A 24,715-nucleotide genomic window follows, 5' to 3' on the forward strand; every position below is an offset into this window, starting at 1 on the left:
GGCGCGCCGGGGGGCGTGGGCGCGGAGGCCGCGCCCCCCGCGGCCGGAGAGCCCGCCGCGCCGCCGGGGGAGGACGGCGACGCGGTGGGGGAGGAGGCGGCGGACGCGCCGGACGAGGCCGGTGCCGAGCTCGCGGCGCTCGCCGCCGCGTGCTTCGACCCGCTGCTGCCGCAGGCACTCACCGTCGCCGCGACCGAGAGCAACAGGGCGGCGGCCGCCAGACTCCGGCGACGACGGCCGGCGGCCGCCGGGCGGCGGAACTGCGCGGTGGTGGTGTTCTCGTCCATGGTGCGACGTCCTCCAGAGGGTGCGGATCCTTGCGGCAGCGGTGGCTGCGCGGATCTGACGTCGCACTGCGGGATCCGGTTCCCGGGGTGCGGTGGAGGGCGCGCGACCGTGGTCAGAGACCGTACTCGGCCATGCCGGCGACCAGCTCACGGGTCCGGTCCGGGACGGTGATCGACCCGCCCGGGGCGCTCGGCCGGGCCGCCTTGGTGGCCACCAGCGGCCAGCAGGCGCCGAGCCGGCGGGAGCTGTCCACCAGGTCGTCGAGGAGGTCCGGGTCGGCCTCGCCGAGCGGCAGGCCGAAGCCGGGGTGTCGGGCAGTGGAGTGACTGGGCAGCATCGCGTGCGCTCCGATCGCCGGCCGCGGCCCGGTCGCCGCGCGCCAAGGGGGCCGTCAAGGGGCCGCCGCCGGGCTCGGTGCAGAGCCCGACACCGGTGACCCTAGGCCGACCCCGCGGCACCCACCAGCCCTACCGCCAGGTAGTCATCCGGAGGTGGTCACCGGTCGCGCACGGCCCGGTCCGACCCGACCGGGGCCGCGGCGGGCACGGACCGTTCGGCTTCGGCCGGCCGGGCGCCGGGTACCGTATGGGGGTTCACCACCCATCGTTACCGAGGAGCCCAGTCGTGCGGATCGCCGTCGCCGGTTCGATCGCCACCGACCACCTGATGACCTTCCCGGGGAAGATCACCGATCAGCTGGTCGCCGACCGGCTGCACGCGGTGTCGCTCTCCTTCCTGGTCGACACCCTGGACATCCGCCGCGGCGGGGTCGCGCCCAACATCAGCTTCGGCATGGGCCTGCTCGGCCTGCGTCCGGTGCTGGTCGGTGCGGCCGGCGCGGACTTCGCGGAGTACCGGGCCTGGCTGGAGCGGCACAACGTCGACACCGAGTCGGTGCACATCTCGGAGACCCGGCACACCGCCCGGTTCATGTGCACCACCGACGAGGACCACAACCAGATCGCCTCCTTCTACACCGGGGCGATGGCCGAGGCGCGCAACATCGAGCTCAAGCCGGTCGCCGACCGGGTGGGCGGCCTGGACCTGGTGCTGATCGGCGCCGACGACCCGGCGGCGATGGTCCGCCACACCCAGGAGTGCCGCTCCCGCGGTTACGCCTTCGCCGCCGACCCCTCGCAGCAGCTGGCCCGGCTGGAGGGCGACGACATCCGCGAGATCGTGGACGGCGCCGCCTACCTCTTCACCAACGAGTACGAGGCCGGCCTGATCGAGTCCAAGGCCGGCTGGGACGCCGACGAGGTGCTGGACCGGGTCGGCACCCGGGTCACCACGCTGGGCGCCAAGGGCGTGCGGATCCAGCGCAAGGGCGAGCCGGACATCACCGTCGCCACCATGCCGGAGCAGCGCAAGGCCGACCCGACCGGGGTCGGCGACGGCTTCCGGGCCGGCTTCCTGGCCGGTCTGCACTGGGAGCTCGGCCTGGAGCGGGCCGCCCAGATCGGCTGCGCGCTGGCCACCCTGGTGATCGAGACGGTCGGCACCCAGGAGTACGAGCTGCGCCGCGGCCACTTCCTTGAGCGGTTCGCCGAGTGCTACGGCGAGGCGGCCGCGGCCGAGGTGCGCGGCAAGCTCGGCTGACCCGGCGGGTCAGTCGACCCGCCGCACCAGGTAGGCGGTGCCCCGGTCCGCGCCGAACTCGGCGGCCGGGGCCTCGCCCGCGTAGCTCTGCGCGCGCATCTCGCACCAGGCCGGGATGTCCAGCCGGGCCGCCTCGTCGTCGGCCAGCACCACCACCAGGCCGCCGGGCGGCACCTCGGCGAACCGCTTGGCCAGCTCGATCACCGGCAGCGGGCAGCGCTTGCCGAGCGCGTCGATCACCAGCGGCGCCGGCGCCCGGCCGGCCTCCCGGTCGGCGCCCGTCGGCTCCGCGTCGGTCGGCTCCGCGTCGGTCGGTTCGGCGGAGGCGGGCTCTGCGCTCGCCGCGCCCGCCGCGGCCGGCGCCGGCAGGTCCAGTCCGAGCGGTGCCCGCACCCGGGCCACCACCTCGGGCAGCACTGCGAGGAACCGCTCGACCTGCGCCCCGGTGGTCCCCGGCGGCAGCGAGACCCGCACGTTGCCCTCGGTCAGCACCCCCATCGCGGCCAGCACGTGAGAGGGGATCAGGCTGCTGGAGGTGCAGGAGGAGCCGGAGGAGACCGCGATGCCGGCCCGGTCCAGCTCGCCCAGCAGCACCTCGCCGTCCACGTAGAGGCAGGAGAAGGTGACCAGGTGCGGCAGCCGCCGCACCGGATCGCCGACCACCTCCACCTCCGGCACCAGCTGCGGCACCCGGCTGCGGATCCGGTCCACCAGGGCGTGCAGCCGGGCGTTCTCGGCCGCCGCCTCGGCCCGCACCGCCCGCAGCGCCGCCGCCGCCGCGACGATCGCCGGCACGTTGACGTAGCCGGGCACCCGCCCGCCCTCGCGCTCGTCGGCCGGCAGCACGGAGTTGAACCGGACGCCCTTGCGCACCGCCAGCACCCCGACCCCGCCCGGCCCGCCCCACTTGTGGGCGCTGGCGGTCAACAGCGACCAGCCGGCCGGCACCGCCGACCGCCCCACGCTCTGCGCCGCGTCCACCAGCAGCGGCACCGGAGCGTCCAGTCCGCGCAGCAGCTCCGCGGTCTCGGCCACCGGCTGCACCGTGCCGACCTCGTGGTTGGCGCTCTGCAGCACCGCGAGCGCGGTGTCCGCGCGCACCGCGGCGGCGAAGGCGGCCGGGTCCACCCGGCCGTCGCGGTCCACCGCGACCTCGTCGACCTCGCCGCCCTCCGCCTGGTGCCGCTCGGCGGCGTGCAGCACGCTGGAGTGCTCCACGGCCGAGTGCACCAGGTGCCGCCCGGCGCGCCGGCGCCCGCGCAGGGCGCCCAGCACCCCCAGGTGCACCGCCTGGGTGCCGCTGGTGGTGAAGGAGACCTCGTCCGGGCGGGCGTCGATCAGCTCGGCGACCGTCTCCCGGGCGGCGTCCAGCAGCATCCGGGCCTGCCGGCCGGACCGGTAGAGCCGGGCGGGGTCGGCCCAGCCCTCGTCCAGCGCGGCGGTCAGCGCCTGCCGGGCGACGGGGTGGAGCGGGGCGGTGGAGGCCGCATCGAAATACAGGCTGTCAGTCGACGACACACGGGACACGCTATCCGGAGCTCACAGTGCGTCAGTCGATCACCCGTCGGCGTGCCTTTTTGTCCGCTTCGTCTGGTCCCGACGACCCGTCACCCGGTCGTCGCAGGCCCTCGCCCGATCGGGTGTACGGGCCCGGAAAGTCCCTGATGAGCTGGGAGTCCACCGGTGCCGGGGCTGATCGGGTAGCCGGGCGGCGCGTTACCGGGACCTGCTCGTCAGGTCCGCATAAGGCTGGAGTAGGGTTTGGCCCGCATAAGCATTCAAACCGTGCCCGTGGTCGGGTCGCCGGGGAGGCACACAGTACTCCTGGGGGCGGCGAGGTCGCGGGCGAGACTTCGGGAAGGCGCTACGTGAGTCCCAACGGCTCCGACCGCTCGCCGCGGCGCACGATGCGGCGGAAGCTGCCTCAGGCGCTGGCACTGGGCCTCGTCATCGCGACCGCTACCGGCTGCTCGGCCAATGACCTGCCCAGGCTTGGCCTGCCCAGCCCAGTCACCAAGGACGGTCACCTCGTCCTGCAGATGTGGCAGGGATCCTGGATCGCGGCGCTGGTGGTCGGCGTACTGATGTGGGGTCTGATCATCTGGAGCGTGATCTTCCACCGGCGCAGCCGCACCGGCATCCAGATCCCTCCGCAGACCCGGTACAACGTGCCCATCGAGGCGCTCTACACCGCGGTCCCCATCGTCATCGTGTCGGTCCTCTTCTACTTCGTCGCCCGTGACGAGGCGAAGCTGACCTCGGTCTCCGCCAAGCCGCAGCACTACGTCAACGTGGTCGGCTTCCAGTGGAGCTGGGCGTTCAACTACGAGAACACCGAGACCCCGGACCCGAGCAACCAGCTCGCCGCCTACGACGTGGGCACGCCGAACCAGATCCCCACGCTCTGGCTCCCCGTCAACGAGACGGTCCAGTTCCGGCTGACCTCCCGTGACGTGATCCACGACTTCTGGCCCGTCAACTTCATGATGAAGATGGACGTCGTGCCGGGCGTGGTCAACAAGTTCGAGGTCACCCCCACGGTGATCGGCGAGTACGACGGCAAGTGCGCGGAACTCTGTGGCGTGGACCACTCCCGGATGCTCTTCAAGGTGAAGGTCGTCTCGCACGACGACTACATCAACCACCTGCAGCAGCTGCGTGCCGAGGGCCAGAGCGGCGCGGTGCCTTCGGGCATCACGAGCATGGGAAGTGAATCGAAGTGACGATCCTCAACGAGCCCGCCGCGGCCGGCGGGGCACCTGGGGGCGCCGCCAAGGCCGCTGCGGCTCCGCGTGAGCGCAAGCCCGGTGCCACCATCATCAAGTGGCTGACCACCACCGACCACAAGACGATCGGCACGCTGTACCTGGGTACGTCGTTCGCGTTCTTCCTGATCGGTGGCATCCTGGCGCTCGTCATGCGCGCCCAGCTGGCCCAGCCCGACGGCAAGATCCTGTCGAACGAGCAGTTCAACCAGGCGTTCACGATGCACGGCACGATCATGCTGCTGATGTTCGCGACGCCGCTGTTCGCCGGTTTCACCAACTGGATCATGCCGCTCCAGATCGGCGCGCCCGACGTCGCCTTCCCGCGACTGAACATGTTCGCCTACTGGCTCTACCTGTTCGGCTCGACCATCGCGGTCGGCGGCTTCCTCACCCCGCAGGGTGCGGCCGACTTCGGTTGGTTCGCCTACTCGCCGCTGTCGGACGCGGTCCGTTCGCCCAGCATCGGCGCCGACATGTGGATCATGGGTCTGGCCTTCTCCGGCTTCGGCACCATCCTCGGCGCGGTGAACTTCATCACCACCGTGATCTGCATGCGCGCGCCCGGCATGACGATGTTCCGGATGTCGATCTTCGTCTGGAACGTGCTGCTCACCTCGGTGCTGGTCCTGCTGGCCTTCCCGGTCCTCGCCGCCGCGCTCTTCGCGCTGGAGGTGGACCGCAAATTCGGGGCACACATCTTCGATCCGGCCAACGGTGGCGCCCTGTTGTGGCAACACCTGTTCTGGTTCTTCGGTCACCCCGAGGTCTACATCATCGCGCTGCCGTTCTTCGGCATCATCTCGGAGATCATCCCGGTCTTCTCCCGCAAGCCGATGTTCGGCTACTCGGGTCTGATCGCGGCCACCATCGGCATCGCCGGCCTCTCCGTGACGGTGTGGGCGCACCACATGTACGTCACCGGCCAGGTGCTGCTGCCGTTCTTCTCCTTCATGACCTTCCTGATCGCGGTCCCGACCGGTGTGAAGTTCTTCAACTGGGTCGGCACCATGTGGAAGGGCTCGCTGAGCTTCGAGACCCCGATGCTCTGGACCGTCGGCTTCCTGGTCACCTTCCTCTTCGGTGGTCTGACCGGTGTGCTGCTGGCCTCCCCGCCGATCGACTTCCACGTCTCGGACTCGTACTTCGTCGTCGCCCACTTCCACTACGTGGTCTTCGGCACCGTCGTCTTCGCGATGTTCGCCGGTTTCCACTTCTGGTGGCCGAAGATGACCGGCAAGATGCTGGACGAGCGCCTCGGCAAGATCACCTTCTGGACGCTGTTCATCGGCTTCCACACCACCTTCCTGGTGCAGCACTGGCTCGGCGCCGAGGGCATGCCCCGTCGCTACGCCTCGTACCTGCCCTCGGACGGCTTCACCACCCTGAACACGGTCTCCTCGATCGGTTCGTTCCTGCTGGGCATGTCGATCCTGCCGTTCCTCTACAACGTCTGGAAGACCGCCAAGTACGGTGAGAAGGTCGAGGTCGACGACCCGTGGGGTTACGGCCGCTCGCTGGAGTGGGCGACCTCCTGCCCGCCGCCGCGGCACAACTTCCTCACCCTGCCCCGGATCCGTTCGGAATCCCCGGCGTTCGACCTGCACCACCCGGACATCGCGGCGCTGGACTACCTGGAGCTGCACGGCCACCTGGCCAAGCACCTGGAGGGCGTCGTGCCGGCCGAGTACGACAAGCCGCAGCTGGGCAAGGGCAAGACGGAGGGTGACGCCCGATGAAGGAGCAGGGCAAGATCTTCGCCGGCCTCGCCGTCTTCGTGCTGATCATGGCCGTGGTCTACGGACTGTGGACCACGCACAGCTCGCACGGCACCGAGGCCGCCGGCACCACGGCGCTCTTCCTGGCCTTCGGCCTGTGTGCCTTCATCGCCTTCTACCTGGGCTTCACGGCCCGCCGGGTGGACCTGGGCGCGGGTGACAACCCCGAGGCCGAGGTCGCCGACGACGCCGGTGAGCTGGGCTTCTTCGCCCCGCACAGCTGGCAGCCGCTTTCCCTGGCGATCGGTGGCGCGCTGGCGTTCTGCGCGGTCATCTTCGGCTGGTGGCTGATGTTCTGGGCCCTCCCGATCATCCTGATCGGCCTGTTCGGCTGGGTCTTCGAGTTCTACCGCGGCGAGAACCGGACCCAGTAGGGCTCCGGCACTCCCGTGCCACGGCGGGTCCCCTCTGCGGAGGGGGCCCGCCGTCGGCGTTTTCCGGGGGGTTGCCACCGCCGTTCCCGGGAACGACCTTCACCCGCCCGGGCGCAGCGGGGTGCGGCGCGGCCCGGCAGATGCGGTGATGTTCCTACCATCTGATGCATCATCCGAACCTCAGGAGGCTCCGGTGGCCGGCAGACGTGCGACAGGGGGACGGAAGAGCGGGACCAGCCGACGGGCGTCCGTCTGGCTGGTCCTGACCCCGCTGGTGATCGGCCCACTGGCGGCCTGCTCGGACGGCGCGGCCACCGGCGGCCCCCGCCCGCCCAAGGTGGTGGACGCGGCCCACCTGATGCACACCTCGCCGGTGGCGGACGCCGACTCCACCAAGCCCTTCACGGTCACCGCGGACGCCGGGGACGCGGTCACCGACGTGACCCTCACCGGGCCCGACGGGCGGCAGGTGGCGGGCGCCCTGACCGCCGACGGGGGCAGCTGGCAGAGCACCGGCACGCTGCTGCCGGGGACCAGCTACACCGCCCGGATCGCCGCCTCGAACGGCCACGGCGGCCGGGGCGAGGCCACCCTGACGGTCAGCACCAAGGCGGCCGACCAGCTGCTCACCGCGGAGCTCGGGCCGAACCTCGGCCAGGGGACCTACGGGGTCGGCGAGCCGCTCACCGTGAAGCTCAGCACCGAGGTCAAGGACCCGGCCGCCCGGCAGCGGGTGGAGAGCGCGCTGACCGTGGTCTCCGAGCCCGCGGTGACCGGCGCCTGGTACTGGGTGGACGGCAAGGAGCTGCACTTCCGCCCGAAGGACTACTGGCCGGCGAACGCCACCGTGCGGCTGGGCTACGACGCCGAGGGCAGGCGGATCGACGGCGGCCTGTTCGGCGGGGCCCCGGCGAACCTCTCGTTCAAGACCGGCGACCGGATCGAGGCGATCGTGGACGCGGCCAGCGACGAGATGACCTACAAGCGCAACGGCGAGGTGGTCGCGAGCTTCCCGGTGACCACCGGCAAGCCCGGCTTCGACACCCGCAACGGCATCAAGGTGGTGCTCGGCCAGGAGCGGGTGGTCCAGATGAGCAGCGAGACCATCGGCATCGCCAAGGGCAGCAGCGAGTCCTACGACCTCAAGGTCGAGTGGGCGACCCGGGTGACCTGGAGCGGCGAGTACGTGCACGCCGCGCCCTGGTCGGTGGCCTCCCAGGGGGTGGAGAACGTCAGCCACGGCTGCACCGGGATGAGCACCGACAACGCCGAGTGGTTCTACGAGCACACCCGGGTCGGCGACCTGGTGCAGGTGGTGAACAGCCACGGCCACGAGATGGAGCCGTTCGGCAACGGCTTCGGCGACTGGAACGTGGACTGGAACGACTGGGTCAAGGGCAGCGCGCTGGGCAAGCCGGTGAGCACCCAGGGCCCGGCCCAGCTCCCGCAGGCCGCCGCCACCCTGCACCCGGAGGTCTGAGCCGACGACGGCCCCGGAGCCGGGCCGCCCGGCCGCCCAGGCAGCGCCGGAGCGGCCCGGGCGGGCGGTCAGCCCTCCCGCTCCGGCCCTTCCCCGTAGACGAGGTCCAGCGCGCCGCTCACGGCCGCCAGGGCCTCGTCGCGCGTCACGCCCAGGCGGCGGGCCCGGGCCGCGTACTCGCCGGCCGCACCGGCCGCCAGGCGGTGCGCGGTGTCCCCGGTGGCGGCCACCAGGGTGCCGCGCCGCCCGTGCGTCTCCACCACGCCGTCCGCCTCCAGCTCCCGGTAGGCCCGGGCCACCGTGTTGGCGGCCAGGCCCAGCTGTTCGGCCAGGGCCCGCACGGTGGGCAGCCTCAGGCCGGCCGGCAGCACGCCGCTGCGGGCCTGCTCGGCGATCTGCGCACGCAACTGCTCGTACGGGGGAGTGGCGGCGGCGTGGTCGATGCTCACCTGCACTGGGCGGGTCTCCTCTGGGGACGCGAGGCTGACGGGGTGTCACCTATTGTGCCCGCCGGACACGTGCCCGCCGCACATGCCGCCGGGGTCCGGCCCGCGGGGCACTGCCAGGGGGCCGACGCCAAGGGCCCCGCCCGGCGTGTGCCGGGCGGGGCCCTCAGGTGGCTGACGTGCGTCAGGAGCGGGGATCAGTGGTGGCCGTGGCCGCTGGTGATCTCCTTGTGCTCCTCGGGGGTCGGCTTGGGGATCTGGTTGCCCTCGCCGAAGTAGCCCTCGGAGAGCTTGGCCCGGGTCTTGGTCATGACGCCGACCTTGCGGGCGACACCGTTCTCGTCGACCTCGGCCGGCAGCTCCACCGGCTCCATCTGCTCGTGCGCGGTGAGCGTGTAGAGCTGCTCCTGCGGGAGCTGCGCGTGCACCTCGACGAACTCGCCGTGCGGCAGGCGCTTGATGACGCCGGTCTCGCGGCCGTGCAGCACCTTCTCCTTGTCACGGCGCTGCAGGCCGAGGCACCAGCGCTTGGTGACGAAGAAGACGATCACCGGGACGATGAACGAACCGGCCCGCACGAAGTAGGTGATGTCGTTCAGCGAGAGGTGGAAGTGCGTGGCGATCAGGTCGTTGCCACCGCCGGAGAGCAGCACCAGGTAGAGGCTGATCCAGGCGGCGCCGATCGCGGTACGCACCGGGGCGTTGCGCGGACGGTCCAGGATGTGGTGCTCGCGCTTGTCGCCGGTGATCCAGTTCTCGATGAACGGGTACAGCGCGATCGCGAAGAGCACCAGCGGGAAGAGCACCAGCGGGACGAAGATGCCCATGTTCAGGGTGTGGCCCCAGGCCCGGATCTCCCAGCCCGGCATGACGCGGATCAGACCCTCGGCGAAGCCCATGTACCAGTCGGGCTGCGCGTCGGTGGAGACCTGGTCCGGCCGGTACGGGCCGTAGGCCCAGATCGGGTTGACCGAGGCGATCGCGGACATCGCCGCGATGATGCCGAAGACCAGGAAGAAGAAGCCACCGGCCTTGGCCATGTAGACCGGCATGAACGGCATGCCGACCACGTTCTTCTCGGTCTTGCCCGGGCCGGCCCACTGGGTGTGCTTGTGGTAGACGACCAGGATCAGGTGCGCCACCAGCAGGCCGAGCATGATGCCCGGGATCAGCAGCACGTGGATCGTGAAGAAGCGCGGCACGATGTCGGTGCCCGGGAACTCTCCGCCGAAGATGAAGAAGGAGAGGTAGGTGCCGACCAGCGGGACGCCGAGGATGGCGCCCTCCATGAACCGGATACCGGTACCGGAGAGCAGGTCGTCCGGGAGCGAGTAGCCGAGGAACCCGTCGAAGAAGCCCAGGAAGAGCAGCGAGAAGCCGAACAGCCAGTTGATCTCACGGGGCTTGCGGAACGCGCCGGTGAAGAAGACGCGCATCATGTGCACGAACATCGCGGCGACGAACACGATCGCGGCCCAGTGGTGGATCTGGCGGATCAGCAGACCGCCGCGCACCTCGAAGCTGATGTTCAGCGTCGACTGGTAGGCCTCGGAGACCTTGATGCCGTCCAACGGCGCGTACGAGCCGTTGTAGATGACCTCGCCCATGCTCGGCTTGAAGAACAGGGTGAGGTAGACACCGGTCAGGATGATGATGATGAAGGTGTAGAGGCAGATCTCGCCCAGCATGAAGGACCAGTGGTCCGGGAAGATCTTCCGCAGGTTGGACTTGGCCAGGGAGTAGAGCCCGAGCCGGCCGTCGATCCAGTCGGCGGTCGCCTCGCCCTTGGTGGCGGGCTTGGCGCGGGTGCCGATGGCCTTCTTCCCGCTGGTGGACACGGAACTCATTCGCTGCGCTCCCAGTAGCTCGGACCGACGGGGTGGCTGAAGTCCCCGGTGGCGACCAGGTAGCCAAGGGAATCAGTGGTGATCTTCAGCTGCGGCAGCGGGTGACCGGCCGGGCCGAAGATGACGCGGGCGCCGTCCGACAGATCGAAGGTCGACTGGTGGCAGGGGCAGAGCGCGTGGTGGGTCTGCTGCTCGTACAGCGAGATCGGGCAGCCGACGTGGGTGCAGATCTTCGAGAAGACCAGCACGCCCTCGAAGCCGAGGTCACGCGACTTGGCGTCCTTGATGTCCTCCGGCTGGATGCGGATGAGCATCAGCGCGTCCTTCGCGATCGCCTGCTGGAAGTCCTCGTCGGACTCCTGCAGACCGTTCGGGCGCGAGGCCGAGGGCCCCGGCTTGGCGAAGGTGAGCGAACCGACCTGGATGTCCGAGGCCATCATCGGCTCGTTGGTGTTCATGTCGATCAGCTTGATCGGGGCGGCCGCGGTGGCCTCCGACCAGCCGGTGCTCTCGAGCTTCTTCTCCGGCAGCGGGCCGAGGTCGCGCAGCAGCACCACGCCGGCCAGCGGGACCATGGCCATCGAGCCGATCATGGTGTTGCGGATCAGCTTGCGGCGGCCGAAGCCGGACTCCTTGGCGCCGGTGTCCCACTGCTCGAGGATCTCGCGGCGGGTCTCCTCGTCGGCCTCGATCGGGTGTCGCTCCGAGGGGAGCTCGACGTCCGACATCAGGGTGCGGGCCCAGTGGACCGCGCCCGCGCCGATGCAGAAGAGCGCCACGCCCAGGGTCAGGCCCAGGGCGAAGTTCAGCGCGTTGATGTGCCCGAGCGGGAAGACGTAGACGATCCGGTCCGGGTCGATCGCCACGTAGCTGGCGATGAAGCCGATCGTGGCCAGCATCGACACCACGAAGAGCAGCGACACCTGGCGCTCGGCGCGCTTCTCGGCGCGCTCGTCGACGTCGGTGCGCCGCGGCTCGTGGGCCGGCAGGCCCGGGTCCGCGAACGGGTTGTCGGCTACGGCAGCCTCGCCGTGCCCTTCGGCGTGTTCCGCCGGCAGCTTGTCGTCAGACATGTCGTGGCTCATGACTTCTTGGCCTTGGAGGTGTGAGCGGCGACCCAGATCGCGATGCAGATGATGGCGCCGAGGCCGAAGATCCAACCGAACAGACCCTCGGTCACCGGACCGAGGCTGCCGAGCGAGAGACCACCGGGGTTGGGGGCCTCGTTCGCCTGGTAGCGCACGAACGCCACGATCTCCTGCTTCTGCTTCTCCGGCATGGTGCTGTCCGGGAAGGAGGGCATGTTCTGCGGGCCGGTCTGCATGGCCTCGTAGATGTGCTTCGGGTCGACGTTCTCCAACGAGGGCGCGAACTTGCCCTGCGTCAGGGCGCCACCGGCACCGGCGAAGTTGTGGCACTGCGAGCAGTTGGTGCGGAACAGCTCGCCACCCTTGGAGATGGCGTCGGTCTCGGTCGACGTGTACTGGTCCTTGGTCGGCGTCGCCGGGCCGGGGCCCAGCGAGGCGACGAAGGCGGCCATCGCGTCGATGTCGTCCTGGCTGTAGATGTTCTTCTTCTTCGGGATCTGCGCGCCCGGCTGCTGGGCGGGCATCCGACCGGTGCCGACCTGGAAGTCGACCGCGGCGGAACCCACGCCCACCAGGCTCGGGCCGGTGCTGCTTCCCTCACCGTTCAGGCCGTGGCAGGAGGAGCAGCCGACGGCGAAGAGGCGCTTGCCCTCATCGATCTGGAGCGACTGCGCCGAGCTGTCGGCCTTGGCGGCGTCGGCTGGTGCGAAGACCTCCCACAGCCCCCCAGTGGCCGCGAGGGCGAAGAGTAGGACGACCAGCGCCGCCAGCGGGTGGCGCCGTCGTGCGGAGAGCTTTTTCACGGAATAACCCCGGTGTCAGGATCAGGATCTGGTCGGCTGGTGGAGGCCAGGTGCCGTGGGGGCACCCGCCTTGGCGGTGGGCACGGGCAAAGGACCCGGAGCCGGTGAGGGCGCGGGTCCGGCCGGCGGCCAGCGACCTGATCGGTTACTTGATCAGGTAGATGGTCGCGAAGAGGCCGATCCAGACCACGTCGACGAAGTGCCAGTAGTACGACACGACGATCGCCGCGGTGGCCTGCTCATGCGTGAACCGCTTGGCGGCGTAGGTACGCCCCAGCACCAGCAGGAAGGCGATCAGACCGCCCGTCACGTGGAGCCCGTGGAACCCGGTGGTCAGGTAGAACACCGAACCGTACGGGTCGGACGACAGCGAGATGCCGTCGTGCTTCACCAGGTTGGTGTACTCGTAGATCTGACCGCCGATGAAGATCGCGCCCATCACGAAGGTGATCGAGAACCACGTGCGGAGCTTCTTGACGTCACCGCGCTCGGCGGCGAAGACGCCGAGCTGGCAGGTGAGCGAGGAGAGCACCAGGATCGTGGTGTTCACGGAGGAGAAAGGGACGTTGAGGGCATGCGCCTTCTCGGCCCAGAAGCCTGGCCCCTTCACGGAACGCGCCGTGAAGTACATCGCGAAGAGGGCCGCGAAGAACATCAGCTCGGAACTCAGCCAGACGATGGTTCCGACGCTGGTCATGTTCGGTCGGTTGACCGATCCATGTGCGTGCCCGGTTTCTACTGCTGTTGCTGTCGCCACGACCGACATTATGTCGGTCCCTTATTCCGTCTTCACGCCGGGGGGTCTCCCTCGGAGTGTCCGGTGCGTGCGGTATGCCCGGATGGCTGCGCGGCGGGCCGTGCGTACCCGGTGCTCGTGGCCTGACGAGGGCATTGGCGGTGCCGGTGGGACTTTTCTGACGGCGCGTCCGGGGTGACCACCCGTTCGCCCGGCGCGCCCTGACGGGGGGCGGGGCGCGGGCGGGGTAGCGCTCTGCGCCGTCCGGGTGGACTGTACCGCCGGGGTGACCCGGGTTCCGCCGTGCGGGTGACGCCGGTCGGCGCCGGATCCGGACGTGATCGTGCCAGTCGCCCTCCGGCCGCGGAGATCGGGAGTAGCATCCGGAGGTGCTGGACGTGGTCTGGATCACATGGGAGCAGGTCGATGGCGACGCACATGAGTGACGAGACGCTCACCGTTCTCGTCTACAGCGATGACCGCAACACCCGGGCGCAGGTCACCTCGGCGCTCGGCAGCCGTCCGGCCGCCGACCTCCCGGAGGTCGAGTACCGGGAGTGCGCCACGGTGCCCGCCGTGCTCCGGGCGCTGGAGAAGGGCGGGATCGACCTCTGCGTCTTCGACGGCGAGGCGGTGCCCGCCGGCGGGCTCGGCCTGGCCCGCCAGGTGAAGGACGAGATCTACGGCTGCCCGCCGGTGCTGGTGCTGATCGGCCGCCCGCAGGACAGCTGGCTGGCCGCCTGGAGCCGGGCCGACGCCGCGATCTCGCAGCCGGTGGACCCGGTCGCGCTGGCCGGCGCGGTGGCCACCCTGCTGAAGGGCCGGCTCGAAGCGCGCAGTCTGGCGCGCTGATCCCGGACGCCCGTCCGTCCGGTGGCGGGCGGGCGTCTCACCAGGAGAGAAGGGCCGCCGCGGAACCCGCGGTGGCCCCGCCCCGCTCGCTAGGCTGGCTGGACCCCTTAGTACGGAGCCGGCACCCGGGAGCGGATGCCGACGGGAGAGAGAGTCGGCCATGGTGAATGTGAACCCTGCGAACGGCGGTCCGGACCCCGCGCAGGTGGTCCGCACCTGGCCGGACCTGCTGAGCGAGCTGCTGGAGCGGCGCGACCTCGACCGGGCGGACACCGCCTGGGCGATGGACCGGATCATGACCGGCGAGGCCAGCCCGGCCCAGGTGGCCGGCTTCATGGTGGCGCTGCGGGCCAAGGGCGAGACGGTGGCGGAGATCGCCGGGCTGGTCGAGGCGATGTACGCGCACGCCACCCCCCTGCACATCCCCGGCCCCGCGGTGGACATCGTCGGCACCGGCGGCGACCGGGCCAAGACGGTCAACATCTCCACCATGTCGGCGATCGTCGCGGCGGCGGCCGGTGCCAAGGTGGTCAAGCACGGCAACCGCTCGGCCTCCTCGGCCAGCGGCTCCTCCGACGTCCTGGAGCGGCTCGGGATCCGGCTGGACCTCGGCGCCCGGCAGGTCGCCGAGGTGGCCGAGGAGGTCGGCCTGACCTTCTGCTTCGCCGCCAAGTTCCACCCCGCGATGCGGCACGCCGCACAGGCCCGGCGCGACCTCGCGGTGCCGACCGCCTTCAACATCCTGGGGCCGCTGACCAACCCGGCCCACGTCACCGCCCACGCGGTGGGCTGCTTCGACGCGCGGCTGGCCGCGCTGATCGCCGGGGTGCTGGCCGAGCGGGGCTCCACCGCGCTGGTCTTCCGGGGTGACGACGGCCTGGACGAGTTGACGGTCTGCACCACCTCGCGGGTCTGGGTGGTGAGCGGCGGGCGGGTGACCGAGACCGTGCTCGACCCGCGCGAGCTCGGCATCGAGCTGGTCGGCATCGAGGCCCTGCGCGGCGGGGACCCCGAGCACAACGCGGACGTGGCCCGGCGGATCCTGGCCGGCGAGCGCGGGCCGGTGCGGGACGCGGTGGTGCTGAACTCCGCCGCGGCACTGGTCGCGCTGGACCTCACCGGGGCGCCGCTGGTCGAGCAGCTGGCCGCCGCGATGCGCCGCACCGCCGCCGCGATCGACTCCGGCGCGGCTCAGCAGATCCTCAAGCGCTGGGCGGCGGCGACCGCACGCTGACTCGACGTCAACTCGAGTGCCGGCTGGGAGGGTAGCGGTCGACAGCGGTCGGTCCGCGAGTCGTTCGTCCGGATGGCGGACGGTGGTTTGACCGTAGTTCGGGTGCTGATCTACAGTCTGCGCCAGGTCATGAGTGACAGCGCGACAAGCCCCAGCTTGCTGTCCGGCAACCCTCCGTCCGTGGCGGGGTGCCCTGGGTGAAGACCAGGCCAGGCGGCGACAGGTCCGTCCGGCAAGCGCGGACCGCCGGCACACTCGTACTCCCGGGGTCCTTGACTCCGAAGGAGTGCGTTGTCATGTCCGTCGCCATCAACGCCACTGCCAGCGCCACCGCCCCCTGTGCTGCCCTCGCCGCCCCCCTCGCGGTCCTCGGCACCGACGTCGAGGTCCCGCTGGTCTCCGGCGAGAAGGTCCGCTACGCCGCGCTGGACTACGCCGCCAGCGCCCCGGCGCTGCAGCGGGTCTGGGACGAGGTGGCCGCCTACGCCCCCTACTACGGCAGCGTGCACCGCGGGGCCGGCTACCTCTCCCAGCTCTCCACCGACCTGTTCGAGCAGAGCCGCCGCACGGTGGCCGACTTCCTCGACCTGCGCGAGGGCGACCAGGTGGTCTTCACCCGGGCCACCACCGACTCGCTCAACCTGCTGGCCGGCGCGCTGCCGGCGGGCACCCGGGTCTTCGCCTTCGAGACCGAGCACCACGCCTCGCTGCTGCCCTGGGCCCAGGCCGGCCTGCCGGTCGAGTACCTGCGGGCACCGCGCTCGCCGCAGGCGGCGGTGGCCGCGCTGGACGAGGCGCTGACCCGCCACCCCGAGGGCCCGCGGCTGCTCTGCGTCACCGGCGCCTCCAACGTGACCGGCGAGCTGTGGCCGGTGGCCGAGCTGACCGAGGTCGCGCACCGGCACGGCGCCCGCGTCGTGCTGGACGCCGCGCAGCTGGCGCCGCACCACCGGGTCTCGGTCCGCGAGCTGGACGTGGACTGGGTCGCCTTCTCCGGCCACAAGCTCTACGCGCCGTTCGGCGCCGGGGTGCTGGCCGGGCGGGCCGACTGGCTGGACGCCGCCGAGCCCTACCTGGCCGGCGGCGGCGCCTCGCGCACCGTGGCCCGGCAGGCGGACGGCTCGGTGGCCGTCGAGTGGCACCAGGGGCCGGCCCGGCACGAGGCGGGTTCGCCCAACGTGATCGGCGCCTACGCGATCGCCGCCGCCTGCCGGGCGCTGAGCGAGGCCGGCTTCGAGGAGCTGCAAGCGCGCGAGCAGGCGCTGATCGAGCGGCTCACGGCGGGGCTGGCCGCGATCCCCGAGGTGCGGGTGCTCAACCTGTTCGGGCCGGCGACCGTCCGGGTCGGGGTGCTCTCCTTCGTGGTGCAGGGCTGGAACAGCTCGCACTTCTCCGCGGCGCTCTCGGCGGAGTACGGGATCGGGGTGCGGGACGGGCTGTTCTGCGCGCACCCGCTGGTGCGGACGCTGCTGGGCGGCGAGGAGGCGGCACCGTCCGAGTGCGGGGCGCCGGAGCCGTCGCTGCCGGGGGAGCGGAGCCTGAACGCGATCCGGGTCAGCTTCGGCGCCGGGACGCCGGAGGAGCACGTCGACCGGTTCCTGGCCGCGGTGCGCGAGCTGGTGACCGACGGCGCGCGCTGGAACTACCGCAACGAGGGCGGGCGCTGCGTCGCCGACACCCGGCGCTGACCCGGGGCCCGGGCGGGTCGGCCGGGGTCGGGGTCCGGGTCGGCCGGGGTCGCGGGTCGGGGTCGGTCCGGGTGGGTCGGTCAGCCCTCCAGGCCGATCGCGAAGGCCGCCTCCAGGTCGTGCTGCGAGTAGGTGCGGAAGGCGATCTGGGTCTCGGTGTGGGCGACCCCGGGGACCTTGTTGAGGCGGCCGGGGATCACCTCGGCCAGGTCGTCGTGGCGGCGCACCCGGACCATGGCGACCAGGTCGTAGCCACCGGTCACCGAGTAGACCTCGCTGACGCCCTCGATCGCGGCGATGGCCTCGGCGATCTCGGGGATCCGGTCGACGCTGGTCTTGATGAGGACGATGGCGGTGATCACGTGGAGGCTCCCGGGTAGGTCGTGGGGCCAGCGTAGCCGGGCCGCCGGGCCGCCACCCACAGGGCCAGGAAGCCGAAGCTGAATCCGATCACGTGCGCCAGGTAGGCGACCCCGCTGCCGGCCTGGCGCACCGACCACCACTGCAGCGCGAACCAGAGCCCGAGCACCAGCCAGGCCGGCAGCCGCAGCGGCAGGAAGAAGAGGAACGGGACCAGGGTGGTCACCCGGGCCCGCGGGTAGAGCCGCAGGTAGCCGCCGAGCACCCCGGCGATCGCCCCCGAGGCGCCGACCAGCGGGCGCAGCGCGTCCGGACCGGTGCCGCCGCCGGCCGCCGCGTAGCCGTAGGCGGCCAGTACGCCGGCGCACAGGTAGAAGAGGAGGAAGCGCACCCGGCCCAGCCGCTCCTCGACCCCGGCGCCGAAGACGAAGAGGAAGAGCATGTTGCCCAGCAGGTGCAGCCAGCCGCCGTGCACGAAGAGCGAGGTGAGCGCGGAGAGCGCGGGCACCTTGTGCGGGGTGGCGAGCAGCGGGCAGCCGCGCACCGGGGGAGCGAGCCCGGCCAGCTGAACCTGGGTCAACGGGCGGTTGCCCAGCAGCTCCGCCGGCACCGCGCCCCACTGCTGCTGGTAGTGCTGGGCGGCGCAGGCGCGGGCGGCGGGGGTCGCGCCGTAGTGCGGGGCGATGCCGCTCGGGCCGGCCAGGAAGACCAGGCAGTTGAGCGCGATCAGGAGGTAGGTGACGAGCGGGGTCACCGCGTCGTCGCGCCGGTCTGGCATGAGCGGATCCATTCCGCGTCGCCAGGCCCGCGACACCGCCGTGTACGGCGAGCGGGTGAGGCCGGGTTTCACGGCCTCGGCCCGCTCGATGGCGAGCGGACGTTCGAGAGGACGGGAGTGCTGGTGGGAACCGGTATCCGGTGCCCGCCGTCACAGCGTCAGGCCCTAGGCTGGAGGCCTGGCCGGCACATCGGACCGGACCAGACCCGAGCCGAGAGGACCCCGCTGATGCCCGTCCCCGCGCCCACCCCCGAGACTCGCTGGCGCTGCACCCTCTGCGGGAACCTGACCCGGTTCGACGTGACCCGTTCCTCCCGGGTGGTCGAGTACCTGCACCTGGACCTGGCCGGCGAGGCCAAGGTGGAGGAGACCGAGGTGCTCACCGAGACCCTCGAGTCGATCCGCTGCCGCTGGTGCAACGCGGTCGACCAGGTCGAGCTGGTGACCCGGCCGGGCGCCGAGGAGCAGGTGACCGGCGAGCCGGTGGCCGACGCCGGCTGAGCCGGCCCGCCAGGGCAGCTGAAAAATTCTCGCCGCGCACGCGACAATTGCACCGGGCGGTGGGACCCGGCCCCCGGCGTGCGCCGGAGCGGCCCGGGACCGGGCAGACAACAGAGACAGGGCAGATCGGCGCGGAGTGGCGCGGATCGGGATCGGAGCCGAGGACGCGATGGACGCAGCCAGGGAGGCCGCCGAGCCGCAGGGGCCGGAGCCCGCTGCGGACCCGACCGCGCCGGCCGACCTCGCGGCCGTGGCGCAGCCGGGCACGACCGGGCAGCCGGCGGGCGAGCAGCCGGGCGTCGAGCCGGTCTCGCCCGACGAGCCGGCGGTCGAGCCGACCCCGGCCGGTGCCGGTGCTGACCAGCCCGCCGCCGGTGCCGACCGGCCCGAGCCTGGCGTCGACCAGCCCGAGCCCGAGCGGCTGGACCGCCCGCTGCCCGAGGGCGTGCGCCGGCGCGTGGTGGGCCTGGCCGCCGACGCGCTCGGCGGTCTGCCGGTCTCCGAACTGCCCGCCTCGCTGCGCCCGTACGCCAAGTTCACCCCGGCCCGCCGGGCCAAGTACGCCGGCACCGCACTGGCCGCCGCGCTGGAGTCCGAGCCGGTCTTCCGGCTGCGGATAGCGGACCGGCTGCGGCTGGGCCAGCCGGACCTGGTCAAGGCCCTGGAGTCCGGCCAGGTCCCGGGCGCGGCCGAGCCGATGGACGTGGCCGCCGCCGCCTACCTGCTGCGCAGCCGGGGCTGGACCCGGCTGGTCGCCGAGGTCGGCGAGCAGGCCGAGCGGGCCGACGTGGAGGACGCCGCCGCCGAGTCGGCCCGGCTGGTGGAGAAGCTCCAGGAGGAGCTGACCGCCACCCGCGCCGCGGCCCGCGCCGATCTGGACCGCCAGCGCAGCGACGGTGAGAGCACCCGCCGCGAGCTGGAGGCGCTGCGCAAGAAGCTGCGCGGCCTGGAGAGCGACACCCGCCGGGCGCAGGCCGAGGCCCGCAAGCTGCAGGCCGAGCTGGGCGCCGCCGCGGCCGCCGCCACCGCCGAGCGCGGCGCGGCGGAGAGCGAGAACCGCCGGCTGCGGCACCGGGTGGCCGAGCTGGAGGCCGCACTGGAGACCGGGCGCCGCTCGGCGCGCGAGGGGCGCAGTGTGGAGGACATGCGGCTGCGCCTGCTGCTGGACACCGTGCTGCAGTCCGCCCAGGGCCTGCAGCGCGAGCTGGCCCTGCCGGTCACCCAGCTGCACCCGGCCGACCTGGTGGACGCGGTGGTGCCGGGCGCGGCCTCGCCGCACGACGTGGCCCGCCGGGGGCTGGCCGAGGACGACCCGGCCCTGCTCGACCAGCTGCTGGCGATCCCGCAGGTCCACCTGGTGGTGGACGGCTACAACGTGACCAAGACCGGCTACCCGACGCTGCCGCTGGAGAAGCAGCGGCTGCGGCTGCTGGGCGGCCTGGCGATGCTCGCCCAGCGCACCCAGGCCGAGGTGACCTGCGTCTTCGACGGCCAGGACCTGGACGTGCCGGTGATCATGGCACCGCCGCGCGGGGTGCGGGTGCGGTTCAGCAAGACCGGCCAGACCGCGGACGAGCTGATCCGGCAGCTGGTGCGGGCCGAGCCGCAGGGGCGCCCGGTGGTGGTCGTCTCGGCCGACCGCGAGGTGGCCGACGGCGTGCGCAAGGCCGGCGCGCGCCCGGTCTCCTCGGTGCTGCTGCTGAACCGGCTGGCTCGCAGCTGAACAGCCCTCACCGGGTGAAGACCTGGTGAAATCCCGTACGCCGCAGGTGGTTCGTCGCGGCGAGGGAGTGGCGCAGGGAAGTGATGTTCACTAGGGTCTGGCGTCAAACCTATTTTTCCGGTCACTCATCCGATCGGGTGAGACCGGCAGAAGAAGGAGCAGTCCGTGGCGTCCCATCGCCGTCCGAAGCAGCCGAGCCGCGCGCGGATCTCCGTGCTGACCGCCGCTGCTGCGACTGCTGTCGCGATCTCCGCGCAGAGCGGGGCCTGGGCCGATCCGGCGCCCTCGATCGACCAGGTCAAGGCGCAGATCGACGACCTGAACACCCAGGCGGAGCAGGCCACCCAGCAGTTCGACGGCGCGAAGGAGCGCGGCGACCAGCTGCGCCAGCAGGCCTCCCAGTTGCAGGACCAGGTGGCCCGCACCCAGGACCAGGTGACCCAGCTGCAGACCGGCCTGGCCGGCGTGGCCGCGGACCAGTACCAGAACGGCGGGGTCGACCCGTCGGTCCAGCTGATGCTCAACTCCAACCCGGGCCAGTACCTGGACCAGGCGGCCAGCATGCAGGTGGCCAGCAGCACCGAGGCCGACGTGCTCAAGTCGCTGCAGTCCGAGGAGCGCAACCTCGACCAGGAGAAGAAGGAAGCCGCCGACACCCTGGCCCAGCTGGACGCCTCGACCCAGCAGCTGAACCAGGCCAAGACCGACGTGCAGAACAAGCTCTCGGCCGCGCAGAAGCTGCTGAACTCGCTGACCGCCTCGCAGCGGGCGCAGTTGGCGGCCCAGCAGGCAGCCCAGGACCGGGCCTCGCGCGGCGCCGACCGGACCGACCTGGGCTCCACGGCCAACCTGCCGCCGGCCTCCGGCTACGCCGGCGCGGCCGTGACGGCCGCCCTCAGCCGGCTCGGCGACAACTACGTCTGGGGCGCCACCGGTCCGAGCACCTTCGACTGCTCGGGCCTGATGCAGTGGGCCTACGAGCAGGCCGGCGTCTCGCTGCCGCGCACCTCGCAGGAGCAGGCCACGGTGGGCACCGCGGTGCCCAGCCTGGCCCAGGCCCAGCCCGGTGACCTGGTCATCTACGGCCAGGACGCGCACCACGTGGGGATGTACATCGGCAACGGCAACGTGGTGCACGCCCCGCACACCGGTGACGTGGTGCGGATCATGCAGGCCTCGGTGATCGGCCCGATCCTCACCATCCGCCGCGTTTGAGGGCCGCGGCCCTGCTGCTTCGCCCGCAAGCTCGCTCAGCGGCAGACCGCAGCGGCGGCTGACCGGTTCGTCCCGATCCGATCCGAGCGCCGGTTCGACGGCTGACCCGCCGTCGCCCCGCCGCGCTGCCCGTGCTCCTGAACCCGTGTCACCCCAGGGTGTGGCCGGCGTCACTTGTCCGTGTACTTCGTGATCACACGTTGGTGATCTCCATAGCACGCAGAGTCAAAGTTTCCCGGTTTTTCTGACAAGGATTTGAACGGATCACAGATCAGTTACTAGGGTCGGCAACCGGACCCACGCGATGGCGATCACCCGACCCGGGTGGCAGCGGGGGTTACCGCCGAGTTCGGAAAGCGGCACGGGCAGGTGACTGCCCGACGGGGAGCCCCTGCGGGGGAGCCGTGGACCGGAGCCGGGGAACCACACGTTCCTCCGGGGTGAATCGGCGCCAGGTCGGCCGGCAGGCCGGTGAGGCGTCGTAGGGCATCTTCCAGCCCGAACCCGTCAGCTCACCCGGTAGGCGGTTCGAGGGAAGAAGGATCCGTGGCGTCCCATCGTCGTCCCAAGCCTGTCGGCCGTACCCGCACGTCGATCCTGACCGCGGCCGCCGCCACCGCCGTCGCGCTCTCCGCCCAGGGAGCCGCGCACGCCGACCCGGCGCCGACCATCGACCAGGTCAAGGCCCAGGTCGACGACCTGAACAACCAGGCGGAGCAGGCCACCCAGCAGTTCGACGGTGCCCAGGCCAAGCAGCAGCAGCTGCAGCAGCAGGTGACCGACCTGCAGGACCAGGTGGCGCGGCAGCAGGACCAGGTGACCAACCTGCAGGCGGGTCTCGCCTCGGTGGCCGCCGACCAGTACGCCAGCAACGGCATCTCGCCCACCGTGCAGATGATGCTGTCGTCCAGCCCGGACAACTTCCTCAACCAGGCCAGCTCGATCAACCAGCTCAACAGCACCCAGGCGGAGACGCTGAAGGAGCTGAAGAGCGAGGAGACGACGCTCGCCCAGTCCAAGACGGACGCGCAGAACAAGCTCGCCGACCTGGACGCCACCACCCAGCAGCTGAAGACCGCCAAGGAGCAGGTCCAGGCGAAGCTGACTCAGGCGCAGAACCTGCTCAACTCGCTGACCGAGCAGCAGCGCCAGCAGATAGCCCAGCAGGAGGCGCAGGCCGCCGCGCAGGCCAAGGCCGCCGCCGATGCCGCCGCCGCGCAGGCCAAGGCGACCGCCCAGGCCAACGCCCAGGCCGCCGCCTCGCGCGACTCCTCCCGCACCAACCTCGGTTCGAGCAGCGGCGGTGGTGGCAGCACCAGCACCAGCACCCCGGCCCCGCCGGTCACCGGCAGCTCGGCCGGCGCGGCCGCGCTCGCCGCCGCCGAGACCAAGCTGGGCGCCACCTACGTCTACGGTGCCGCCGGTCCGAGTACCTTCGACTGCTCGGGCCTGATGCAGTGGGCCTACGCGCAGGTCGGCGTCTCGCTGCCGCGCACCTCGCAGGAGCAGGCCACCGCCGGTACCAACATCGGCACCGACATCTCCAAGGCGCAGCCGGGCGACCTGATCGTCTGGTTCTCGGACATGCACCACATCGGCATGTACGCCGGTGGCGGCCAGGCGATCCACGCCCCGCACACCGGTGCCGTGGTCAGCTTCGTCTCGGCCACCGCGATGCCGATCGCCGCCATCATCCACGTCTGACCCGGCGTCCGACCCGACCGGCGACGGTCGAACCGGCCCGGCGACGGCCCGGCCTCCCCCGTGGAGGCCGGGCCGTTCGCGTTGTCGCCACCGGTGCGATTCCCGGTCGGATGTCCGATTAGGGATCAAATATTCGTATCGGCAGGGGTTTGGACTCATCCGTTCCGACTCGCTAACGTCTGCGCTCGGACCTCAGCGCCTGCGGTGCTCCTCGCGATTCCCGCGGCTCCCGGTCCCCGAGGCTTCCCCGAGGTGCTCGCCCGAGCCCTCACGGCGATTGGAGTCGTCAGTGATGGCGATCACACCCCCGCCGGGCACCGCGCGCCGGTTCGCCCGGGTGCTGGCGGTCACCGCCGCCGCGACCACCGCGCTGGCGATGACGGCCAGTGCGCAGGGTGCCCCGGCCAAGCCGGACAAGAACGACGTCAAGGCCCAGGTCGACCAGCTCTACGGGGAGGCCGAGCAGGCCTCGGAGAAGTCCAACGCCGCGGAGGAGGACGCCAAGCGGCTGCAGTCCGAGGCGAGCAACCTCCAGGCGCAGGTGGCGCAGGGGCAGGACGCCCTCAACAAGATGCGCACCACCCTGGCCACGGTGGCGGCCGCCGAGTACCGGGCCGGCGGGATGGACCCGACGGTGCAGCTGATGCTCTCCTCCGACCCGGCCGGCTACCTGCTCAAGGCGCGCAGCCTGGCCGAGGTCGGGCGGGAGCAGGCGGCCTCGCTGCACGAGGTGGTGGAGCAGCAGCGCCGGCTGGACCAGCGGCGCAGCGAGGCGACCGCCAAGCTGGCCGAACTGGAGACGGTGCGGACCACGCTGGCCCAGAGCAAGCAGCAGGTGCAGCAGCGGCTGAAGAGCGCCCAGACGCTGCTGGACACCCTCTCCAGCGCCGAGCGCGCCCAGCTGCTCGCCCAGGACGCCCAGGAGGCGCACGAGCGCGCCACCCGGGGCGCCGACCGGGTCGACCTGGGCAGCCAGCCGCCGGCCTCCGACCGGGCCGCCGCCGCGGTGGCCGCCGCGCTGAGCAAGCTCGGCTCGCCCTACGTCTACGGTTCCACCGGGCCCGGCACCTTCGACTGCTCGGGTCTGATGTACTGGGCGTGGCGGCAGGCGGGAGTGACCCTGCCGCGCACCTCGCAGGCGCAGGCGTTCGGGGGGCAGCGCGTCAGTCTGGACGAGGCGAGACCGGGAGACTTGGTGATCTTCTTCCACGACATGCACCACGTGGGCATGTACGTCGGCGGCGGGATCGTGATCCACGCCCCCTACCCCGGTGCCCGGGTGCGCTACGAGAACGTCTCGGCGATGCCGGTCGCGGCGGTGGTGCGGGTCTGAGCGCGCCACCGGACCAGGGACCGGGACGGCCCGCCACCGGCGGCGGGCCCTCCCGGCGCGCGGTGCTGCTGCTGCTCGCGGGGGGCGCGGCCCAGCTCTCGCTGCCCCGGGTCACCGCGCCCG

Annotated in this window: 23 protein-coding genes and 2 riboswitches; of the genes, 13 read left to right on the forward strand and 10 right to left on the reverse strand. The window is 71.8% G+C overall.

The genetic code is table 11. The features are described from left to right. Together ACQRUO_RS29985 and ACQRUO_RS29990 are read right to left on the reverse strand one after the other, a co-directional pair. The coding region (locus ACQRUO_RS29985) for a hypothetical protein (RefSeq protein ID WP_428319245.1) at positions 1-287 on the reverse strand (287 nt) is incomplete at its 3' end. 113 nt (positions 288-400) lie between these two features. Beyond that, a complete protein-coding gene (locus ACQRUO_RS29990; RefSeq protein WP_428319246.1) occupies positions 401-625 on the reverse strand; it encodes a hypothetical protein in 225 nt (74 codons plus the stop codon). Positions 626-912: 287 nt separating this feature from the next. Here ACQRUO_RS29990 and ACQRUO_RS29995 point away from each other — a divergent pair, with 287 nt between their 5' ends. Beyond that, positions 913-1,887 (forward strand): carbohydrate kinase family protein, encoded by a 975-nt coding sequence (locus ACQRUO_RS29995; RefSeq protein ID WP_428319247.1) that lies wholly within the window; start codon positions 913-915, stop codon positions 1,885-1,887. 9 nt (positions 1,888-1,896) lie between these two features. Here the strand turns inward: ACQRUO_RS29995 and ACQRUO_RS30000 are convergent, their stop codons facing one another. Further along, entirely contained in the window at positions 1,897-3,405 is a 1,509-nt protein-coding gene (locus ACQRUO_RS30000) for a cysteine desulfurase/sulfurtransferase TusA family protein (protein ID WP_428319248.1), read from the reverse strand. Positions 3,406-3,755: 350 nt separating this feature from the next. On the opposite strand from ACQRUO_RS30000, the gene ctaC reads away from it, so the two are divergent. The 4 genes from ctaC to ACQRUO_RS30020 all read left to right on the forward strand — a co-directional run bounded on the left by ctaC (position 3,756) and on the right by ACQRUO_RS30020 (position 8,284). Beyond that, positions 3,756-4,610 carry an aa3-type cytochrome oxidase subunit II gene (gene ctaC / locus ACQRUO_RS30005; RefSeq protein ID WP_428319249.1) on the forward strand — a complete coding sequence of 285 codons (855 nt, stop codon included), beginning with the start codon at positions 3,756-3,758 and terminating at the stop codon, positions 4,608-4,610. Then, complete coding sequence (ctaD, locus tag ACQRUO_RS30010) at positions 4,607-6,391, forward strand: aa3-type cytochrome oxidase subunit I (protein WP_428319250.1); 1,785 nt, start codon at positions 4,607-4,609, stop codon at positions 6,389-6,391. Before ctaC ends, ctaD begins: the two co-directional genes overlap by 4 nt. Beyond that, positions 6,388-6,804 (forward strand): cytochrome c oxidase subunit 4, encoded by a 417-nt coding sequence (locus ACQRUO_RS30015; protein ID WP_428319251.1) that lies wholly within the window; start codon positions 6,388-6,390, stop codon positions 6,802-6,804. The genes ctaD and ACQRUO_RS30015 overlap by 4 nt, the downstream gene beginning before the upstream one ends. A 193-nt stretch (positions 6,805-6,997) precedes the next feature. Then, entirely contained in the window at positions 6,998-8,284 is a 1,287-nt protein-coding gene (locus tag ACQRUO_RS30020; protein ID WP_428319252.1) for an Ig-like domain-containing protein, read from the forward strand. A 68-nt stretch (positions 8,285-8,352) separates the two neighbouring features. On the opposite strand, the gene ACQRUO_RS30025 is transcribed toward ACQRUO_RS30020, so the two are convergent. The 5 genes from ACQRUO_RS30025 to ctaE form a co-directional block, all read right to left on the reverse strand. Beyond that, positions 8,353-8,739 carry a GntR family transcriptional regulator gene (locus tag ACQRUO_RS30025; RefSeq protein WP_428319253.1) on the reverse strand — a complete coding sequence of 129 codons (387 nt, stop codon included), beginning with the start codon at positions 8,737-8,739 and terminating at the stop codon, positions 8,353-8,355. 188 nt (positions 8,740-8,927) lie between these two features. Then, on the reverse strand, positions 8,928-10,577 hold the full coding sequence (gene qcrB / locus ACQRUO_RS30030) for a cytochrome bc1 complex cytochrome b subunit (protein ID WP_428319254.1): 1,650 nt from the start codon (positions 10,575-10,577) through the stop codon (positions 8,928-8,930). Further along, entirely contained in the window at positions 10,574-11,662 is a 1,089-nt protein-coding gene (gene qcrA / locus ACQRUO_RS30035) for a cytochrome bc1 complex Rieske iron-sulfur subunit (RefSeq protein ID WP_428319255.1), read from the reverse strand. The genes qcrB and qcrA overlap by 4 nt, the downstream gene beginning before the upstream one ends. Continuing rightward, entirely contained in the window at positions 11,659-12,468 is an 810-nt protein-coding gene (gene qcrC, locus ACQRUO_RS30040; protein WP_428319256.1) for a cytochrome bc1 complex diheme cytochrome c subunit, read from the reverse strand. Before qcrC ends, qcrA begins: the two co-directional genes overlap by 4 nt. Positions 12,469-12,613: 145 nt before the next feature. Further along, positions 12,614-13,234 (reverse strand): aa3-type cytochrome oxidase subunit III, encoded by a 621-nt coding sequence (gene ctaE, locus ACQRUO_RS30045; protein ID WP_428319257.1) that lies wholly within the window; start codon positions 13,232-13,234, stop codon positions 12,614-12,616. A gap of 396 nt (positions 13,235-13,630) precedes the next feature. On the opposite strand from ctaE, the gene ACQRUO_RS30050 reads away from it, so the two are divergent. The 3 genes from ACQRUO_RS30050 to ACQRUO_RS30060 all read left to right on the forward strand — a co-directional run bounded on the left by ACQRUO_RS30050 (position 13,631) and on the right by ACQRUO_RS30060 (position 16,978). Continuing rightward, positions 13,631-14,056: a hypothetical protein gene (locus tag ACQRUO_RS30050; protein WP_428319258.1), complete on the forward strand. Its 426-nt coding sequence runs from the start codon at positions 13,631-13,633 to the stop codon at positions 14,054-14,056. A 160-nt stretch (positions 14,057-14,216) separates the two neighbouring features. Beyond that, entirely contained in the window at positions 14,217-15,290 is a 1,074-nt protein-coding gene (trpD, locus tag ACQRUO_RS30055) for an anthranilate phosphoribosyltransferase (protein WP_428319259.1), read from the forward strand. A gap of 125 nt (positions 15,291-15,415) precedes the next feature. Continuing rightward, positions 15,416-15,535, forward strand: a riboswitch (SAM riboswitch). A gap of 51 nt (positions 15,536-15,586) precedes the next feature. Beyond that, the gene (locus tag ACQRUO_RS30060; RefSeq protein WP_428319260.1) at positions 15,587-16,978 is read left to right on the forward strand and encodes an aminotransferase class V-fold PLP-dependent enzyme; all 1,392 of its coding nucleotides are present in this window, start codon (positions 15,587-15,589) and stop codon (positions 16,976-16,978) included. Between the two features lie 80 nt (positions 16,979-17,058). On the opposite strand, the gene ACQRUO_RS30065 is transcribed toward ACQRUO_RS30060, so the two are convergent. Next, entirely contained in the window at positions 17,059-17,340 is a 282-nt protein-coding gene (locus ACQRUO_RS30065) for an Lrp/AsnC ligand binding domain-containing protein (protein WP_428319261.1), read from the reverse strand. Continuing rightward, positions 17,337-18,116, reverse strand: a complete 780-nt coding sequence (locus ACQRUO_RS30070) for a rhomboid family intramembrane serine protease (protein ID WP_428319262.1) — start codon at positions 18,114-18,116, stop codon at positions 17,337-17,339. Before ACQRUO_RS30070 ends, ACQRUO_RS30065 begins: the two co-directional genes overlap by 4 nt. A 228-nt stretch (positions 18,117-18,344) precedes the next feature. Between ACQRUO_RS30070 and ACQRUO_RS30075 the strand changes: the two genes are divergently transcribed. The 5 genes from ACQRUO_RS30075 to ACQRUO_RS30095 all read left to right on the forward strand — a co-directional run bounded on the left by ACQRUO_RS30075 (position 18,345) and on the right by ACQRUO_RS30095 (position 24,592). Further along, positions 18,345-18,617, forward strand: a complete 273-nt coding sequence (locus ACQRUO_RS30075; protein WP_428319263.1) for a hypothetical protein — start codon at positions 18,345-18,347, stop codon at positions 18,615-18,617. A gap of 169 nt (positions 18,618-18,786) precedes the next feature. Continuing rightward, positions 18,787-20,340 (forward strand): NYN domain-containing protein, encoded by a 1,554-nt coding sequence (locus ACQRUO_RS30080; protein ID WP_428319264.1) that lies wholly within the window; start codon positions 18,787-18,789, stop codon positions 20,338-20,340. A 165-nt stretch (positions 20,341-20,505) separates the two neighbouring features. Beyond that, positions 20,506-21,555: an NlpC/P60 family protein gene (locus tag ACQRUO_RS30085; RefSeq protein WP_428319265.1), complete on the forward strand. Its 1,050-nt coding sequence runs from the start codon at positions 20,506-20,508 to the stop codon at positions 21,553-21,555. Positions 21,556-21,945: 390 nt separating this feature from the next. Next, positions 21,946-22,095, forward strand: a riboswitch (cyclic di-AMP (ydaO/yuaA leader). Positions 22,096-22,101: 6 nt separating this feature from the next. Continuing rightward, a complete protein-coding gene (locus ACQRUO_RS30090; RefSeq protein WP_428319266.1) occupies positions 22,102-23,259 on the forward strand; it encodes an NlpC/P60 family protein in 1,158 nt (385 codons plus the stop codon). Between the two features lie 292 nt (positions 23,260-23,551). After that, positions 23,552-24,592 (forward strand): NlpC/P60 family protein, encoded by a 1,041-nt coding sequence (locus ACQRUO_RS30095; RefSeq protein WP_428319267.1) that lies wholly within the window; start codon positions 23,552-23,554, stop codon positions 24,590-24,592. Positions 24,593-24,715: the final 123 nt, after the last annotated feature.

The organism is Kitasatospora sp. LaBMicrA B282 (genome assembly GCF_050325825.1).
Taxonomy (GTDB): Bacteria; Actinomycetota; Actinomycetes; order Streptomycetales; family Streptomycetaceae; genus Kitasatospora.

Bases quoted from the DNA above. Each gene is read 5' to 3' on its own strand.
- ctaE (WP_428319257.1), bottom strand. From the start codon at position 13,234: ATGTCGGTCGTGGCGACAGCAACAGCAGTAGAAACCGGGCACGCACAT.
- ACQRUO_RS30050 (WP_428319258.1), top strand. From the start codon at position 13,631: ATGGCGACGCACATGAGTGACGAGACGCTCACCGTTCTCGTCTACAGC.
- ACQRUO_RS30015 (WP_428319251.1), top strand. From the start codon at position 6,388: ATGAAGGAGCAGGGCAAGATCTTCGCCGGCCTCGCCGTCTTCGTGCTG.
- trpD (WP_428319259.1), top strand. From the start codon at position 14,217: ATGGTGAATGTGAACCCTGCGAACGGCGGTCCGGACCCCGCGCAGGTG.
- ACQRUO_RS30080 (WP_428319264.1), top strand. From the start codon at position 18,787: ATGGACGCAGCCAGGGAGGCCGCCGAGCCGCAGGGGCCGGAGCCCGCT.
- ACQRUO_RS30095 (WP_428319267.1), top strand. From the start codon at position 23,552: ATGGCGATCACACCCCCGCCGGGCACCGCGCGCCGGTTCGCCCGGGTG.
- qcrB (WP_428319254.1), bottom strand. From the start codon at position 10,577: ATGAGTTCCGTGTCCACCAGCGGGAAGAAGGCCATCGGCACCCGCGCC.
- ACQRUO_RS29990 (WP_428319246.1), bottom strand. From the start codon at position 625: ATGCTGCCCAGTCACTCCACTGCCCGACACCCCGGCTTCGGCCTGCCG.
- ACQRUO_RS30060 (WP_428319260.1), top strand. From the start codon at position 15,587: ATGTCCGTCGCCATCAACGCCACTGCCAGCGCCACCGCCCCCTGTGCT.
- ACQRUO_RS30070 (WP_428319262.1), bottom strand. From the start codon at position 18,116: ATGCCAGACCGGCGCGACGACGCGGTGACCCCGCTCGTCACCTACCTC.
- ACQRUO_RS30075 (WP_428319263.1), top strand. From the start codon at position 18,345: ATGCCCGTCCCCGCGCCCACCCCCGAGACTCGCTGGCGCTGCACCCTC.
- qcrA (WP_428319255.1), bottom strand. From the start codon at position 11,662: ATGAGCCACGACATGTCTGACGACAAGCTGCCGGCGGAACACGCCGAA.